The sequence below is a fragment of the Streptococcus sp. HMSC063B03 genome (assembly GCF_001836965.1).
Lineage (GTDB): Bacteria > Bacillota > Bacilli > Lactobacillales > Streptococcaceae > Streptococcus > Streptococcus pneumoniae_F.
Map to the genome: position 1 here is coordinate 192,312 of NZ_KV831045.1, position 16,893 is coordinate 209,204.

A 16,893-nucleotide genomic window follows, 5' to 3' on the forward strand; every position below is an offset into this window, starting at 1 on the left:
GATGCAGAATCTGAAATTTGCCTTTTCATCTATCATGGCCCACAAGATGCGCTCATTTCTCACTATGATTGGGATTATTATCGGTGTTTCATCAGTTGTTGTGATTATGGCTCTGGGAGATTCTATGTCTCGTCAGGTTAATAAAAATATGACCAAGTCACAGAAGAATATCCATGTCTTTTTCTCGCCTATCAAAAGCAAAGATGGTTCTTTTACCCAAAAGCAATCAGCATTGACAGTTTCTGGGAAAGAAGAGGAAGTTCCTGTGGAACCACCAAAACCGCAAGAAGCTTGGGTCAAGGAGGCTGCTAAAGTTAAAGGTGTAGATAGTTACTATGTAACCAACTCGACCAATACCACCTTGTCTTATAAAGACAAAAAAGTGGATCGTGCTAGCTTAACAGGTGGAAATATTACTTACATGAAGGCGGTTGAAAATGAAATTGTTGCAGGCCGCAGTTTCATAGCTCAGGATTATAAAGATGTGGCCAGTGTCATTTTGCTAGACCAAGAACTTGCTAATAGCCTGTTTGGTTCTGCTCAAGAAGCTGTTAACCAGGTTATAGATGTCGGTGGCTTTAGCTATCGTGTCATTGGTGTCTATACCAGCGATGAGGCCAAGACTGCCAAGACTTTTGGTATTGGTGGACTTCCAATTACGACTAATATTTCTCTTGCCAATAACTTCAATGTGGATGAAATTTCTGATATTGTCTTCCGTGTCAATGATACAAGTTTGACACCAACAGTGGGACCAGAATTAGCTAGAAAATTGACCGAGATTGCTGGTCTTCAGCAAGGGGAGTATCAGGTGGCAGATGCGACTGCAGCCTTCCAAGAAGTACAACAACTGTTCGGCTTTATAACTACGATTATTAGTGCCATTGCAGGAATTTCACTTTTTGTTGGAGGGACTGGTGTTATGAACATCATGCTGGTTTCTGTTACAGAGCGTACCCGTGAGATTGGTCTCCGTAAGGCTTTGGGTGCAACGCGTGCCAATATTTTAATTCAGTTTTTGATTGAATCCATGATTTTGACCTTGCTTGGTGGAGTTATTGGTCTAACCATTGCGACAGGCTTAACCGCTATAGCTGGTCTACTCTTGCAAGGATTGATAGCTGGTATAGAAGTAGGAGTATCAATCCCAGTTGCCCTATTTAGTCTTGCAGTTTCGGCTAGCGTGGGTATGATTTTTGGAGTTTTGCCAGCCAACAAGGCATCGAAACTTGATCCAATTGAAGCCCTTCGTTATGAATAGAATAAACAAGATGGACACTCGTCTATCTTGTTTTTTGTATGGATTTCCCTATCGAAAATCAGTAAAAATATGATATAATGAAGTGTTAGAAAAACAGGTTTCATTTGCCTGGAAAGGAAAAATTATGTCTGAAAAGAATTTTTATATTACAACGCCGATTTACTATCCATCTGGAAAACTTCATATCGGATCTGCCTACACAACCATCGCCTGTGATGTTTTAGCACGTTACAAACGCTTGATGGGCTACGATGTTTTTTATTTGACAGGTCTTGACGAGCATGGTCAAAAAATCCAGCAAAAAGCAGAAGAAGCTGGAATTACACCACAATCCTACGTTGATGGTATGGCTGTTGGAGTCAAAGAACTCTGGCAATTACTAGATATCTCATACGATAAATTTATCCGTACAACTGATGACTACCATGAAAAAGTTGTCGCGCAGGTCTTTGAACGCTTGCTTGCTCAAGATGATATTTACTTGGGTGAATACTCTGGTTGGTATTCAGTATCAGATGAGGAATTCTTTACAGAAAGCCAACTTGCAGAAGTATTCCGTGATGAAGCCGGAAATGTAACGGGAGGTATCGCTCCATCAGGACACGAGGTTGAATGGGTATCTGAAGAATCATACTTCCTTCGTCTCAGCAAATACCAAGACCGTCTAGTAGAATTTTTCAAAGCTCATCCTGAATTTATCACTCCAGATGGTCGTCTGAATGAAATGCTTCGCAACTTTATCGAGCCAGGTTTAGAGGATTTGGCGGTTTCTCGTACAACCTTTACATGGGGTGTGCCAGTGCCATCTAATTCAAAACACGTTGTCTATGTTTGGATTGATGCCCTTCTTAACTATGCGACAGCGCTTGGATACGGTCAAGATGAACATGGTAACTTTGACAAATTCTGGAATGGAACAGTCTTCCACATGGTAGGAAAAGACATCCTTCGTTTCCACTCAATCTACTGGCCAATCCTTCTTATGATGTTAGATATCAAATTGCCAGATCGTTTGATTGCTCACGGTTGGTTCGTCATGAAAGACGGCAAAATGTCTAAATCTAAAGGGAATGTCGTTTACCCTGAAATGTTGGTAGAACGTTATGGTCTAGATCCACTTCGTTACTACCTCATGCGTAGCCTTCCAGTTGGTTCAGACGGAACCTTTACTCCTGAAGACTACGTTGGTCGTATCAACTACGAATTGGCTAATGACCTTGGAAACCTCCTCAACCGTACGGTTTCTATGATTAATAAGTACTTTGACGGGCAAGTCCCTGCCTATGTAGAGGGTGTAACAGAGTTTGACCATGCTCTTGCTGACGTTGCAGAACAATCAATCGCTGACTACCACACCTACATGGAAGCAGTTGACTACCCACGTGCACTTGAAGCAGTCTGGACCCTTATCTCTCGTACTAACAAATACATAGACGAGACAGCTCCATGGGTATTGGCAAAGGATGAAGCACTACGCGATCAATTGGCAAGTGTTATGAGCCACTTGGCAGCCAGCCTTCGCGTCGTTGCTCACTTGATTGAGCCATTTATGATGGAAACCAGTCGTGCAGTTTTGACTCAACTTGGTTTAGCAGAAGTTGCTAGCCTTGAGAACTTGAAATTGGCTGATTTCCCTGCAGGTGTGACTGTAGTTGCTAAGGGAACACCAATCTTCCCACGTCTGGATATGGAAGAAGAAATCGCCTATATCAAGGAACAAATGGAAGGTAACAAACCAGCCGTCGAAAAAGAATGGAATCCAGACGAAGTTGAACTCAAACTAAACAAGGAAGAAATCAAGTTTGAAGACTTTGACAAGGTCGAAATCCGTGTCGCAGAAGTCAAAGAAGTGTCTAAAGTAGAAGGTTCAGATAAGTTGCTTCAATTCCGCTTGGATGCTGGCGATGGTGAAGATCGTCAAATTCTTTCTGGGATTGCAAAATACTATCCAAATGAACAAGAATTGGTCGGCAAGAAAGTTCAAATCGTTGCCAATCTCAAACCACGCAAGATGATGAAGAAATATGTCAGTCAAGGGATGATTCTCTCAGCTGAACATGATGGACAATTAACCCTTCTTACAGTTGATTCAGCTGTACCAAACGGAAGTGTGATTGGGTAAAAGTAAAACACTAAAGTCAGTTGAAAGAAAAGTCCTTAGACTACAAGTTTCTAAGGACTTTTCTTTGTTGACTAAACTGAGATTTTCATTGATGGGATTCGTATTATGTATGGTCGCAGACAATAACCACAAATATACTCACTAAGTTCTAGGCAAGTAAGTTGGGTTCATGAGTGGCAACTGGAAGTTGAGATTGGCTTGGATCTGAAAAACACGGGGAAAAAGTCGCTTGCCCCTCAAAAGAAAGCAAAAATCGAAAAAAATTCTACGTTGAAAAGTCATGTGGAAGTTGCTTTTAGAACTTACCTTTATTTTTCTATCTTTATTAGAATGACTTCTAATGTAGAAGTATAATAGATTTTTTGGTATAATAAAAGTTATGGAAATCGAAAAAACCAACCGTATGAATGCGCTCTTTGAATTTTATGCGGCGCTTTTGACAGATAAGCAAATGAATTATATCGAGCTCTACTACGCTGATGATTATAGCCTTGCCGAAATTGCCGAGGAATTTGGTGTCAGTCGTCAGGCTGTTTATGATAATATCAAGCGGACAGAAAATATTCTGGAAGATTATGAGATGAAATTGCACATGTACTCGGACTACATTGTCCGCAGTCAGATTTTTGACCAGATTTTGGAGCGCTATCCCAAGGATGACTTTCTGCAAGAGCAGATAGAAATTTTAACAAGCATTGATAATAGAGAATAAGAGGAAGAAAAATGGCATTTGAAAGTTTAACAGAACGTTTACAGAACGTCTTTAAAAATCTACGTAAAAAAGGAAAAATCTCTGAATCTGATGTCCAAGAGGCAACCAAAGAAATTCGCTTGGCCTTGCTTGAGGCCGACGTTGCCTTGCCTGTTGTAAAGGACTTTATCAAGAAAGTTCGTGAGCGTGCAGTTGGGCATGAGGTCATTGATACCCTTAATCCTGCGCAACAAATTATTAAAATAGTTGATGAGGAACTGACAGCCGTTTTAGGTTCTGATACGGCAGAAATTATCAAGTCACCTAAGATTCCTACAATCATTATGATGGTTGGTTTACAGGGGGCTGGTAAAACAACTTTTGCTGGTAAATTGGCCAACAAACTCAAGAAAGAAGAAAATGCTCGTCCTTTGATGATTGCGGCGGATATTTATCGTCCTGCGGCTATTGACCAGTTGAAAACTCTGGGTCAACAGATTGATGTGCCGGTTTTCGCTCTTGGAACAGAGATTCCAGCTGTTGAGATTGTTCGTCAAGGTTTGGAACAAGCCCAAGCTAACCATAATGACTATGTCTTGATTGATACGGCAGGTCGTTTGCAGATTGATGAGCTTTTGATGAATGAACTTCGTGACGTGAAAGCACTAGCTCAACCAAACGAAATTCTCCTCGTGGTTGATGCCATGATTGGTCAAGAAGCGGCCAATGTTGCGCGTGAGTTTAATGCTCAGTTGGAAGTCACTGGGGTCATCCTTACCAAGATTGATGGGGATACTCGTGGTGGTGCGGCTCTATCGGTTCGTCACATCACTGGAAAACCAATCAAGTTCACTGGTACAGGTGAAAAAATTACAGATATCGAAACCTTCCACCCAGACCGTATGTCTAGCCGTATCCTTGGTATGGGGGATATGCTTACTCTTATTGAGAAAGCTTCTCAAGAATACGATGAGCAAAAAGCCCTTGAAATGGCTGAGAAGATGCGTGAAAACACCTTTGATTTCAATGATTTCATTGATCAGTTGGATCAGGTGCAAAACATGGGGCCGATGGAAGACTTGCTCAAGATGATTCCAGGTATGGCTAACAACCCAGCCCTTCAAAACATGAAGGTAGATGAACGCCAGATTGCGCGCAAACGTGCCATTGTGTCTTCCATGACACCTGAAGAACGTGAAAACCCAGATTTGCTAAATCCAAGCCGTCGCCGTCGTATCGCTGCAGGTTCTGGAAATACCTTTGTCGAAGTCAATAAATTCATCAAGGACTTTAACCAGGCTAAACAGCTCATGCAGGGTGTTATGTCTGGGGATATGAACAAAATGATGAAGCAGATGGGAATCAATCCAAACAACCTTCCTAAAAATATGCCAAATATGGGAGGAATGGATATGTCTGCCCTTGAAGGAATGATGGGACAAGGTGGTATGCCTGACTTATCAGCTCTAGGAGGAGCGGGAATGCCAGATATGAGCCAGATGTTTGGTGGTGGACTAAAAGGTAAAATCGGTGAATTTGCTATGAAACAGTCCATGAAACGCATGGCTAACAAAATGAAGAAAGCGAAGAAGAAACGCAAATAAAAAAGGAAAGCAGAAGTGCTTTCCTTTTTTATATAGCATATGTGCTTTCTATGATTAGGCAATTTTCTTAATCGAAAAATTGACTAAATAGAAAGAGAGATTTCAAATCCTTGCGTCCATTCGGATTTTACTGTAATTTCGATTTTTAAAGCATCTGCTAATTGTTTGACTAGATAGAGCCCCATACCTGTTGATTTTTTCCTTGTATCACCTGAATCACCTGTAAAGCCTTTTTCAAAGATATGAGGAAGGTCACAAGCTTTAACTCCGCAACCATTATCCCTAATAATCAGACTTGTGCGCCCCTTATCTTTTGACATAGAAATACTGAGTTCGGGCTTGTCAGAGCTATATTTAAGGGCGTTGGCGAGTATTTGAGAGAGGATAAATTCAAAACTGCGTTGATCGGTGTAGCAGATTCCTTGTATGTTCTCTAGCTGAATCGTAAATTTCTTTTCTTTGAGCAAGGGATCAAAGTTTTCCAAAAGATCTTGGATACACTCTTGGAGGTCAAGCTCTTCAAATAGAAAATCATTTTTTTCACTTTTCATCCTGTAATAGAATAGTATCTGTGATACATTTCCTTGGATTTGATTTTTCACATAATCCAACTTAAAAGTTGTATCCTTTGGCAACTGGTCACTTTGATTGTCCAAAAGGAGGGAAAGAAGCGATAGAGGGAGTTTGATTTCATGAGCCCATTTTTCAACATAGTCCTCGTATTCGGCTAGTAATGAGTTGAGCTTTCCTATTTCCGCTTGCCTTTGGTAAAGCGCATTTGCGATTTCTTCGATGCTTTCTTTCTCTGAGGCACTTGATAAACGCAATAATTCCAGCTCAGTATCGACCTTGGGATTGGCTATGAAGGCTTTATAGGCAGCGGATTTTTTTCTTTCTTTTCTTATCAGTAGGAATGATAGGATGAAAAAGAGCAGGACAGTAGCTAAAAGATAGAGAATGATGAGGGCTTGAAACTTTCTCACGTCTGAAAGCCAAAGCAGGACAGCTGTGAATAGATCAAATGCTAAGAGAACAAGTAACCAAGGCAGATAGGTAGCCAAATATTTAGGATTCTGTTTCATATTCCCTTTCCTCTTCCAATTTGTAACCGATGCCTCTGACGGACTTGACTTGAAGTGCAATACCAGCCTGTTTCATCACCTTTTTGAGTCTTGCAATATTTACTTGAAGGGCATTTTCATCGATGAACTCAGTTGTATTCCACAGTTTCATGCTTAGTTCTTCTTTTGTGACGACAGAATCAGTTGCCACTAATAAAGTTTCTAACAATTTCCCTTGATTTTGGGGGAGTAAAATCGAGTGTCCATTGATATAAAGGGTATAGGTCTGTCTATCCAGCAGAAAATTATCTTTTTCAAGTAGATTTTGTCTGCCTTCATAGCGTTTCAAGATATTTTCTATACGTGCCAAAAATCTTTCTTTCTTGAAAGGCTTTGTTAGATACTCATCTGCCCCTAATTTCAGGGCGTAGATTTCATCTTTTAATTGTTCACGGGAAGTGAGAACCAATATAGGGACAGAGCGTTTTGACTTGAGATTTTTACAAATTTGAAAACCTGTTTCTCCTGGCAAATTCAAATCCAGTATGATTAGATCTGTATCGTATTGCAGCACTTGCTGGCTTGTATCTTTGAAGTCAGTCAACTTATCAACTTGATAACCCGCTTTCTCTAACAAGATGACAATTTCATCTCGAATCAAGGCTTCATCTTCAATAACCAGAATATGCTTCATATCGGTTCCTCCTTTTCCTATTTTATTCTACCTTATTCATCTCTTTTGGGGTCCATTAATGACAATAAGTACTTGTTGCTATTTTTCTTTACAATTCTGATATAGATGACTTCAAAGCCAGCTAACAGCAGTACGATCAGCATGGCTGTGATAAATCTCTGCCCCATAACCATTCTTGCGCTAGTGGGCACTATTCCTGTGAGGAGGGAGCTCACTCCGAAGCTACTACTGATAAGTGCAAGGGCTATTGGTAGACCGAAATACCAGTTGACTTGCTTTTCTGACGATTTACAAAGAGTTTCGTAGTTGGCACCAAGATGGATTAAGGTCTGGTATCGTCTATAGGATTGTCTTTGTCCCATCAAAAACTGAACGCCGATAATTGTATTTGCGACAACAAGGAAGATGATAGACAGATAGATGGTGACATAGCTGGCAGAGATAATGTAAAACAATTGTCTTCCCATATTTTGTATATAGCTTTCATAGCCAAGAGAGGTTTGATTTAGCTTTTCATTGGTATCTGAGATAGCTCTCATCAAGCCTTTTTCCTTGACTAGCTCAGGAGCCAAGATACCGCTAACATAGTTCGAATAGCGACCGTCTGTATAGCTCATGAAAATCTCATCTGGAACTATGAGAGCGACAGAGAGGGTTATCTCATGATCCGTTACGATTGGCAAAGACTCCACCTCGCCAATCAATTTTACATCATTTCCCATGACTTTGATTTGAGGCTTTGTCTTTAGGACAGAGTTGACGAGACTTTCATCTGGCAGAAAATCTTTCCCCATATACAAATATGCTTCCTTATTAGTTAGTTCTAGAGGAGGAAGATTGGCAGCCTTTTTAAGTTCATTGTATTCGGAAACTGGTATGAGGTGGGAATTAGTAGACTGTTTAAATTTATGGAGCAAAATTTCCTTGTTCTTGTTGTCTTTTTGATTTTTCAACTCCTTGATGACCTCTTCAAAGGACACGGATTCGTGTTCTTTAGTTTGGCCTACTTTAATTTGCAGAATCTTTGAAAACTGTGATACTAGTCCGGCAGCTTCAAGCTCTTTTTTAACTGCATTTACATCAAGATTTTCATCTGTTTCCTGCTTGCTATCTCTAAATGTATAATCCAATACGTGGGTTTGATTGCCTGGATTGCCACTTGTAATGGCCACACCTGCTCCAAAGAGGCACAAGGCAGAGAAAATTAAGAGGGAGCAGACAGCCAGTATAGTTGAGCGTTGGATAACTAATTCCTGAATCTGTCTAAAATTATAGGCATGAAGTTTTCGATTGTTTCCAAGCTTGACCAAAAAGTCTATAAATAAACGCATACCAAAGAAGAGTAGGATAGTTCCCAGAGTTCCTAAGAGAACGGTGATGCCCATTGTTATGACATTTTCCCAAGCTCGTCCACTCATACCCATGTAATAGGCTGTTCCTAGAAGCAAAATTCCGAGGACAGAAGCAAGAAGGTACACCCCCTTGGGGAGTAGTTTCTTCATCCCAGAAGGAGAATAGGCGAGCAGGTTTCCGATTTCCATATTGGCAGTCTTTGCACTTAAAAGGACAAAAACAGCTAATTTTACGGCTAGGAAGCCGATGACTGTATAGAGTAGAGCTGTGGTAGATAGAGAAAATTGATGTTCAATAATCCCTAGTCCCACAATTTTAGCGGTTATTAGGCTAATCAATTCTGAAATTAAGATGGAAATAGGAAGGCCTATTCCAAGGGCAAGGACACTGTTTCTCAAATCCTCGAGTAGGAGCAGTAAGAAGAGTTTGCTTCTTCGCATGCCCAGTGTGAGATAAACACCAAATTCATGTTTTCTTCTTTCCATCTGCATACTGCTTGAGAAGTAAACTAGAAAAAAGAGAATAAAGAGCGTTGCTACATAAAGAATGGGAATCATGCTAAAGAGTTTATTTACAGCGTCACTTTCTATTTGTTTTAGAAAGTGCATCACATCTTGATGAGTCAAAGAAAGGATGATGTAAAAGGAGATAATAGACAGAACCATAGAACTGAAATACAGGCCGTTATTTTTTCGATCTCTTTTGCTATTTCTTGAGACTAATTTAGAAAACATTACCATCACCTCCAGCTAGTGCAGCCATGACCTTTAGTATTCTGTGATAGAAGTCTTCTTGACTTTCTCTTGGATAATCGCGACGGATTTCATGGAATAGTTTTCCATCTTGGATAAACAAGATGCGGTTGCAAAAGCTAGCTGCTACGGAATCGTGGGTCACCATGAGAATGGTGGTTTCTTCCACTTGATTCATTTCGGATAATTTTTGCATCAAAATGGTCGCATTTTTTGAATCCAAAGCTCCTGTGGGCTCGTCCGCAAATACAATCTTAGGGTCTAAAATTAAGGCGCGCGCAGCAGCTACCCTTTGCCGTTGACCACCTGATAATTGAGAAGGGAACTTATCCAGAAGTTCAGAAATATCCAGATATTGGGAAAGTAATTCTAACCGAACCTTGCTTTCGTTGGCATCGACCTTGTGCAAAGATAAGGGAAGTAAAATATTTTCTTTTGCTGTAAGATTGTCCAAGAGCTCAAAATTCTGGAAGAGATAGCCAATTTCCTTGCCTCTATAATCTGCTAATTGGCTCCCTTTTAACTGACCTAAATACTTTTCTTGCATTTGAATGGAACCGTCAGTTGGCTTGATGATTGTGGCTAGACAGTTAAGAAGAGTTGTTTTCCCAGAACCGCTACTCCCCATAATTCCTAAGAACTCACCTTTTACAACTTGAAAAGATATGCTATCCAAGGCTTTGGTAATATTGGGACCTTTCCCATAATACTTTTTTAATGATTCTACTCGTAAAATTGTGTCCATGTGAAACACCTCCATTTTTTGTTACTTTCATTATAATATGAATCAGAGTAGAATAATACTTACGGATGATGTAAGAAATCTTTATCGCTGACTTTTATAATCAGGTTATTGGAGCTATACTTACTATATTATAGCATGGTTTTAAGGATTTAAAAAGAGAAGTAGGGGGGAGGGATTCCTACAACCTTGAAACCATCGAATTTCAAAATTTAAAGAAAAACCACTGAAGTTCATGATCCAGCGGTATTATCTTACAGGAAAATCTATTTCCGTTCTTATTTTCTATTGTTACTTCATTTAAATCTGACAAAGAATAATTGTAGCAAGCTAGTTTTAAAGAATTCTCTTCAGCCTACACTATTTTTTATCCAAAGATAAATCTCACTATATGATTACTAGCTTTCTCTGTTGCTTTATTAATATCATCTTTTTTCCAATATGCCTTTACATCATTGCCATAAGTTTTTACAAGAGCAGTCGCTAAGGGATAAATGCTATTAATATAGCCTAATTTGCTCTTTTGTGTTGTAGATACCTTTGTTCTAAAACATTCATTTCCAATTGTTTATAACCAATAAAACAGTAAGAGAATTTGATTTTGCTGTTTTTTTGCTTTATAATTACAATAGGTTAAATTTGTATAGTATTAAATTTTCGGAGGATACATGGATGCCAAGAGAAGGAGTGACTATTTACGATTTATTAATTTCTTGCCCTGGGGATGTTACTGGCTATCTTCAATTAATTAAGGAAGCTGTTGATAATTTTAATAAACTGTATGGTAGTTTGAATAATATACAAGTATCAATCAAGCATTGGTCAACGGATAGCTTTCCTGAATCAGGTGATAAACCACAGGAATTATTAAATAAGCAAATTGTTAGGGAATGTGATGCAGCTGTTGCTATATTTTGGACAAGATTTGGTACTGCAACAGATAATTATGGATCCGGAACGGAAGAAGAAATTGAGGAGATGCTATCAGCTGACAAACAAGTTTTTATGTACTTTTTAGAAGCTCCGATAATTCCGTCTAATATAGACATTAAGCAATATGAAAAAGTGCAAGAATTTAAAGAAAGATATAAAGATAGAGGGATATTTTTTATAGTTAAAGATGAGATTGATTTTCAAAGGCTTTTTACAAATCATCTATCACTTTATTTTTTAAAATTAATTTCAGAAAAAGAAACTTATCAAAACGAAAATATAAAACCGTTTTTGACAATAAGGGATAAAAAAACATTATCTGACGAAAATATTTTACCTAAACAATTTAGTTTACTGGAGTCAAAATTTATTAATGAAAAGCAAAGTAAGATTAACGAATATATAGATGAACTAAACAGTACCGTAATTTCTGAAGAAGCAGATATATTAGAAGATAAAAGTAAAATGTTGACTATGCCTTCAAAAGAAGATGCGAATGTTGATTTTCTTTATCAAATAGCTGATTCTGTGGCCATTAGTGATAAATTCAAATATACTATAAATGATTTCGCTAAAGAAAACCAAATCAAACTACATGAAAATTTTTGGTATTTAGGGAATTTAATGAAACATAAACTTCAGGTACAAATTCCTTTCGGTAACAGTGGTCCTTCGTATATAGGGTCTGACAAGGAAAAGAAACGCTTTTCTAAATTAAACAAATTATATTGGGAAATAATATCTTACAAAGAGTACATTGAATATTTCACATACATAGATAACATTAAATTTGTCGAACTAATCGTTTCTAACTTAGGTAAAACATATGATGAAGATATCGATATAAAACTGATGGTACCAAAAGGTTGTCTGCTAAAACATAATAACTTGCTTTATCCAGGAGAGAACATAATTGAGGAGATACAGGGAATTGAATTAGATGAATTTCTATTTAAAATTAAAGAAAGTGACTCAGTTGATGCTTACGCTTATTTTCAAATAATCCCATCAAATATAGAAAGAATTAATATTAATCCACTTATCGCATATACTACGAGACCTGGTTATGAAGATCAAAAATACAACTATAAAAACTCTTTAGAACACATATTTATATATAAAAATTTTACAAATTCAGAATTTGATATTTTAAGATTTGGCATTGAGTATTTGAAACATAACTCCTCAATGGCATTTCCATCGATACTAATGTTTGAGAATGTTCCTCAAACGATTGAATATGAGATTACTTCAAAATATATACCGGATGTAGTGAAGGGTAAGATACATTTAAAAATTGATTAATCAGGGTTTATTGTTTAACTGTTTATGAAGGTTTAATAGAAATATATTCAGAAACTTGATGTAGCGATGAAATAATGAATGAAGAAAATGATTTGATTAGTGGGGTTTAATTTAATAATAATTTTTATCGTATTTATGAATTGTCTGAAGATAATAGAGACTATGCTAGAATTGTTAGCGAGTCTAAGAAAGGTATGTATATAGAAAGTACCAAAAAGGTTAAAATGATATTAGGTTTAAATACTGAAAAATAGTTTTTGTTGTTAAATTGTTGTTAAAGCAAAATAAAAAGCCTTAGAAATATTGATTTCTAGGCTTTTTTTAACTCATTAACTCTATTCCCACTCAACTGTTGCAGGTGGTTTACTTGTAATATCGTAGACGATACGGTTAACATGATCCACTTCATTTACGATACGCACAGAAATCTTTTGAAGAACTTCCCAAGGAATTTTGGCAAAGTCAGCAGTCATACCATCGATAGAGGTGATGGCACGGATTGCAATCGTGTAGTCATATGTACGACCGTCACCCATAACACCAACTGAACGAACGCCTGTATTAACAGTGAAGTATTGCCAGATATCACGGTCAAGACCTGCTTTAGCAATTTCTTCACGAAGAATAGCGTCTGACTCACGAACGGTTTCTAGTTTCTCTTCAGTGATTTCACCCATGACACGGATAGCAAGTCCTGGTCCTGGGAATGGTTGGCGCCATACGATGTGGTCTGGCATACCAAGCTCTGTACCAAGGGCACGAACTTCGTCCTTGTAAAGAGTGTTGAGTGGCTCGATCAGTTCAAACTGCATGTCTTCTGGAAGGCCACCAACGTTGTGGTGAGACTTGATAGTTTGAGCTGTATCTGTACCAGACTCAATCACGTCAGTGTAAAGTGTCCCCTGAGCAAGGAATTTCACATCTTTGAGCTTGCTTGCTTCGTCATCGAATACATAGACAAACTCATTACCGATAATTTTACGTTTTTGTTCTGGGTCAGAAACGCCAGCAAGTTTATCAAGGAAACGTTTAGCTGCGTCTGCTTTGACGATATTCAAACCAAACTTACCACCAAGCATGTCCATAACTTGGTCCGCTTCTCCTTTACGAAGGAGACCGTGATCCACGAAGATACAGATCAATTGATCGCCAATCGCTTTTTGAAGAAGAACCCCAACGACAGATGAGTCAACCCCACCTGAAAGGCCAAGAAGGACACGTTTATCACCGACGGTTTCACGGATTTTTTGGATCTGCATATCGATGAAGTTATCCATTGTCCAGTCGCCTTTAGCTTTACAGATGTTAAGGGCAAAGTTACGAAGGATATCATTTCCGTATACAGAATGACGAACTTCTGGGTGGAATTGAATACCGTAAATGTGTTTATCTGGATTTTCGATTGCTGCGTATGGGCAGTCAGCTGATGTACCTGTACGAACAAAGTCAGAAGGAATCTCAGTAACCGCATCACCATGGCTCATCAGAACAGTCTGTTCATCAGGTGTTGATTCAAAAAGAGCTGATGGTGTGTGAGTAAGAGTTGATTGACCGTATTCACGATTCCCAGCGTCACCTGCAGGAACAACTTTTCCTCCAAGTTTATGAGTTAATAATTGCATACCGTAACAGATTCCCAAAATAGGAATTCCGAGTTCGAAGATTTCTGGGTCAATATCGAATGAACCATCTTCGTATACAGAGTTTGGACCACCTGATAGGATAATTCCTACAGGATTGATTTCACGAACTTCAGCAGCTGAAATTTTATGGCTTTTTAGTTCTGAAAAAACACCAATCTCACGGATACGGCGTGAAATCAGCTGGTTGTATTGGCTACCATAGTCCAATACGATGATTTTTTCTACATCTTGCAAATCAGTTGAAATGTTGCTCATCTTTTTCCTTTCTCAAAAGAAATATCTTTTTTCAATATTCTATCACAAATAAGGGCGAATTACCAACTAAACAAGGCGAAGTTTGACTTTTTCTAGTTTATTGGGGTACAATAGAGAAAAGATAGAAATGAAGTGAAAAATATGCTACCCGCTTATATGAAAATCCATGATCAGATTAAAAAGGATATTGACGAACACCGTTGGGCAATTGGTGAGAGACTTCCTAGTGAACGAGACTTAGCAGAGCAGTTTGCGGTCAGTCGCATGACCCTCCGCCAAGCCGTATCTCTATTAGTCGAAGAAGGCGTCTTAGAGCGCCGCGTAGGAAGTGGCACCTTTGTTTCTAGTACTCGGGTACAAGAAAAGATGCGAGGAACAACAAGTTTTACTGAAATTGTTAAGTCCCAAGGTAAAGTACCCTCTAGCCAGCTCATTTCCTACAGAAAAACCATTCCCAATGAGCAGGAAGTTGCAAAGTTAGGAATTTCTCCAACGGAGAATATTATCCGAATGGAACGGGTCCGCTATGCCGACCAAGTTCCTCTAGTTTATGAAGTTGCTTCTATTCCTGAAAAATTCATTAAGGACTTTAAAAAAGAAGAAATCACCAGTCATTTCTTCCAAACATTGCAAAAACATGGCTACCGTATTGGTAAATCACAGCAGACCATCTATGCTCGTCTTGCTAAAGAAAAGATTGCCCACTATTTGGAAGTTGAAAAAGGACATGCTATTCTTGGGCTAACTCAGGTTTCCTACCTAGAAGATGGTACTGCATTTGAATACGTAAAAAGTCAGTATGTAGGCGAACGCTTTGAATTTTATCTTGAGAATAACTAGTCTAGAAAGGCTAGTTTTTTGCTTTCTTAAAAGATTAGAATTGTCAAAACAATCTGTCTAGGCTTGATTTTATCACTTATTTACTATAAAATGAGAAGGAAAAACGTCAAACTTTTATATTGCAAATAGGAGAAAACATGACAAAAACATTAAAACGTCCTGAGGTTTTATCACCTGCAGGGACTTTAGAGAAGCTAAAGGTAGCTGTTCAATATGGAGCAGATGCTGTCTTTATCGGTGGTCAGGCCTATGGTCTTCGTAGCCGTGCCGGAAACTTTACTTTCGAACAGATGGAAGAAGGTGTCAAGTTTGCTGCCAAGTACGGTGCCAAAGTCTATGTAGCTGCCAATATGGTTATGCACGAAGGAAATGAAGCTGGTGCTGGTGAGTGGTTCCGTAAACTGCGTGATATCGGGATTGCAGCAGTTATCGTATCTGACCCAGCCTTGATCATGATTGCAGCGACTGAAGCACCAGGTCTTGAAATCCACCTCTCTACCCAAGCAAGTGCAACTAACTATGAAACCCTTGAGTTCTGGAAAGAACTGGGCTTGACTCGTGTCGTTTTGGCGCGTGAGGTTTCGATGGAAGAATTAGCTGAAATCCGCAAACGTACAGATGTTGAGATTGAAGCCTTTGTCCACGGAGCCATGTGTATTTCTTACTCTGGTCGTTGTACTCTTTCAAACCACATGAGTATGCGTGATGCTAACCGTGGTGGTTGCTCTCAGTCTTGCCGTTGGAAGTATGATCTTTATGATATGCCATTTGGGAAAGAACGTAAGAGCTTGAAAGGGGAAATCCCAGAAGAATTTTCAATGTCAGCTGTTGACATGTCCATGATTGACCATATCCCAGATATGATTGAAAATGGTGTGGACAGTCTAAAAATCGAAGGACGCATGAAGTCTATTCACTATGTTTCAACAGTAACTAACTGTTATAAGGCTGCTGTTGATGCTTATCTAGAGAGTCCAGAGAAGTTTGAAGCTATCAAGCAAGACTTGATTGATGAGATGTGGAAGGTTGCCCAACGTGAATTGGCAACAGGTTTCTACTATGGTACGCCGTCTGAAAATGAACAGTTATTTGGCGCACGTCGTAAAATTCCTGAATACAAGTTTGTCGCTGAAGTGGTTGCTTATGATGATGCGACACAAACAGCGACCATTCGCCAACGGAACGTCATTAACGAGGGGGACCAAGTTGAGTTTTATGGCCCAGGTTTCCGTCATTTTGAAACGTATATTGAAGATTTGCATGATGCAAAAGGCAATAAAATCGACCGTGCCCCAAATCCAATGGAACTATTGACTATTAAGGTTCCACAACCTGTTCAAGCTGGAGACATGGTTCGAGCTCTCAAAGAAGGACTCATCAATCTTTATAAGGAAGATGGCACCAGTGTCACAGTTCGTGCTTAATAAGCGTGCAGGAGAGGAAAGCTTTCTAGTTGCTTTCCCTTTAATCCTACTTATTAAAAGGACATTAGGTTAAAGAAAATATATTAATTTCCATCCGAGATTTCATCTCGGATTTTTCATTATTTTTCAGAAAGACCTAGATAATGGAGGGATTTGTTACAAGTTTTTTCCAAAGTTTTCTATATAATAGACTTAAAAATAGTAAAATTGTAA

The 16,893-nt window shown here is 38.8% G+C and carries 12 protein-coding genes; 7 read left to right on the top strand and 5 right to left on the bottom strand.

Annotated elements, in window-relative coordinates; genetic code table 11:
- Position 1 precedes the first annotated feature (1 nt).
- From HMPREF2628_RS05720 to ffh, 4 genes are all read left to right on the top strand, one after another.
- The gene (locus tag HMPREF2628_RS05720; protein ID WP_070842595.1) at positions 2 to 1,261 is read left to right on the top strand and encodes an ABC transporter permease; all 1,260 of its coding nucleotides are present in this window, start codon (positions 2 to 4) and stop codon (positions 1,259 to 1,261) included.
- A 124-nt stretch (positions 1,262 to 1,385) separates the two neighbouring features.
- Positions 1,386 to 3,383: a methionine--tRNA ligase gene (gene metG, locus HMPREF2628_RS05725; protein WP_070842596.1), complete on the top strand. Its 1,998-nt coding sequence runs from the start codon at positions 1,386 to 1,388 to the stop codon at positions 3,381 to 3,383.
- 379 nt (positions 3,384 to 3,762) lie between these two features.
- The gene (locus HMPREF2628_RS05730) at positions 3,763 to 4,095 is read left to right on the top strand and encodes a putative DNA-binding protein (RefSeq protein ID WP_070842597.1); all 333 of its coding nucleotides are present in this window, start codon (positions 3,763 to 3,765) and stop codon (positions 4,093 to 4,095) included.
- A gap of 11 nt (positions 4,096 to 4,106) precedes the next feature.
- A complete protein-coding gene (ffh, locus tag HMPREF2628_RS05735) occupies positions 4,107 to 5,678 on the top strand; it encodes a signal recognition particle protein (protein ID WP_070842598.1) in 1,572 nt (523 codons plus the stop codon).
- Positions 5,679 to 5,761: 83 nt separating this feature from the next.
- Here ffh and HMPREF2628_RS05740 read toward each other — a convergent pair whose 3' ends face one another.
- From HMPREF2628_RS05740 to HMPREF2628_RS05755, 4 genes are read right to left on the bottom strand one after another with little or no spacing between them, the layout of a single operon-like run.
- Positions 5,762 to 6,760, bottom strand: a complete 999-nt coding sequence (locus HMPREF2628_RS05740) for a sensor histidine kinase (RefSeq protein ID WP_070842599.1) — start codon at positions 6,758 to 6,760, stop codon at positions 5,762 to 5,764.
- Positions 6,744 to 7,433 (bottom strand): response regulator transcription factor, encoded by a 690-nt coding sequence (locus HMPREF2628_RS05745; RefSeq protein ID WP_042751014.1) that lies wholly within the window; start codon positions 7,431 to 7,433, stop codon positions 6,744 to 6,746. Before HMPREF2628_RS05745 ends, HMPREF2628_RS05740 begins: the two co-directional genes overlap by 17 nt.
- A 32-nt stretch (positions 7,434 to 7,465) precedes the next feature.
- Positions 7,466 to 9,520: an FtsX-like permease family protein gene (locus HMPREF2628_RS05750; RefSeq protein WP_070842600.1), complete on the bottom strand. Its 2,055-nt coding sequence runs from the start codon at positions 9,518 to 9,520 to the stop codon at positions 7,466 to 7,468.
- Complete coding sequence (locus HMPREF2628_RS05755) at positions 9,510 to 10,283, bottom strand: ABC transporter ATP-binding protein (protein ID WP_061590098.1); 774 nt, start codon at positions 10,281 to 10,283, stop codon at positions 9,510 to 9,512. Before HMPREF2628_RS05755 ends, HMPREF2628_RS05750 begins: the two co-directional genes overlap by 11 nt.
- Positions 10,284 to 10,952: 669 nt before the next feature.
- On the opposite strand from HMPREF2628_RS05755, the gene HMPREF2628_RS05760 reads away from it, so the two are divergent.
- The gene (locus tag HMPREF2628_RS05760) at positions 10,953 to 12,518 is read left to right on the top strand and encodes a hypothetical protein (RefSeq protein ID WP_070842601.1); all 1,566 of its coding nucleotides are present in this window, start codon (positions 10,953 to 10,955) and stop codon (positions 12,516 to 12,518) included.
- Between the two features lie 335 nt (positions 12,519 to 12,853).
- Here the strand turns inward: HMPREF2628_RS05760 and guaA are convergent, their stop codons facing one another.
- Positions 12,854 to 14,416 carry a glutamine-hydrolyzing GMP synthase gene (gene guaA, locus HMPREF2628_RS05765; protein ID WP_049511085.1) on the bottom strand — a complete coding sequence of 521 codons (1,563 nt, stop codon included), beginning with the start codon at positions 14,414 to 14,416 and terminating at the stop codon, positions 12,854 to 12,856.
- A gap of 141 nt (positions 14,417 to 14,557) precedes the next feature.
- Here guaA and HMPREF2628_RS05770 point away from each other — a divergent pair, with 141 nt between their 5' ends.
- A complete protein-coding gene (locus HMPREF2628_RS05770) occupies positions 14,558 to 15,256 on the top strand; it encodes a GntR family transcriptional regulator (RefSeq protein ID WP_000936191.1) in 699 nt (232 codons plus the stop codon).
- A 137-nt stretch (positions 15,257 to 15,393) separates the two neighbouring features.
- Complete coding sequence (locus HMPREF2628_RS05775) at positions 15,394 to 16,680, top strand: peptidase U32 family protein (RefSeq protein WP_070842602.1); 1,287 nt, start codon at positions 15,394 to 15,396, stop codon at positions 16,678 to 16,680.
- Positions 16,681 to 16,893: the final 213 nt, after the last annotated feature.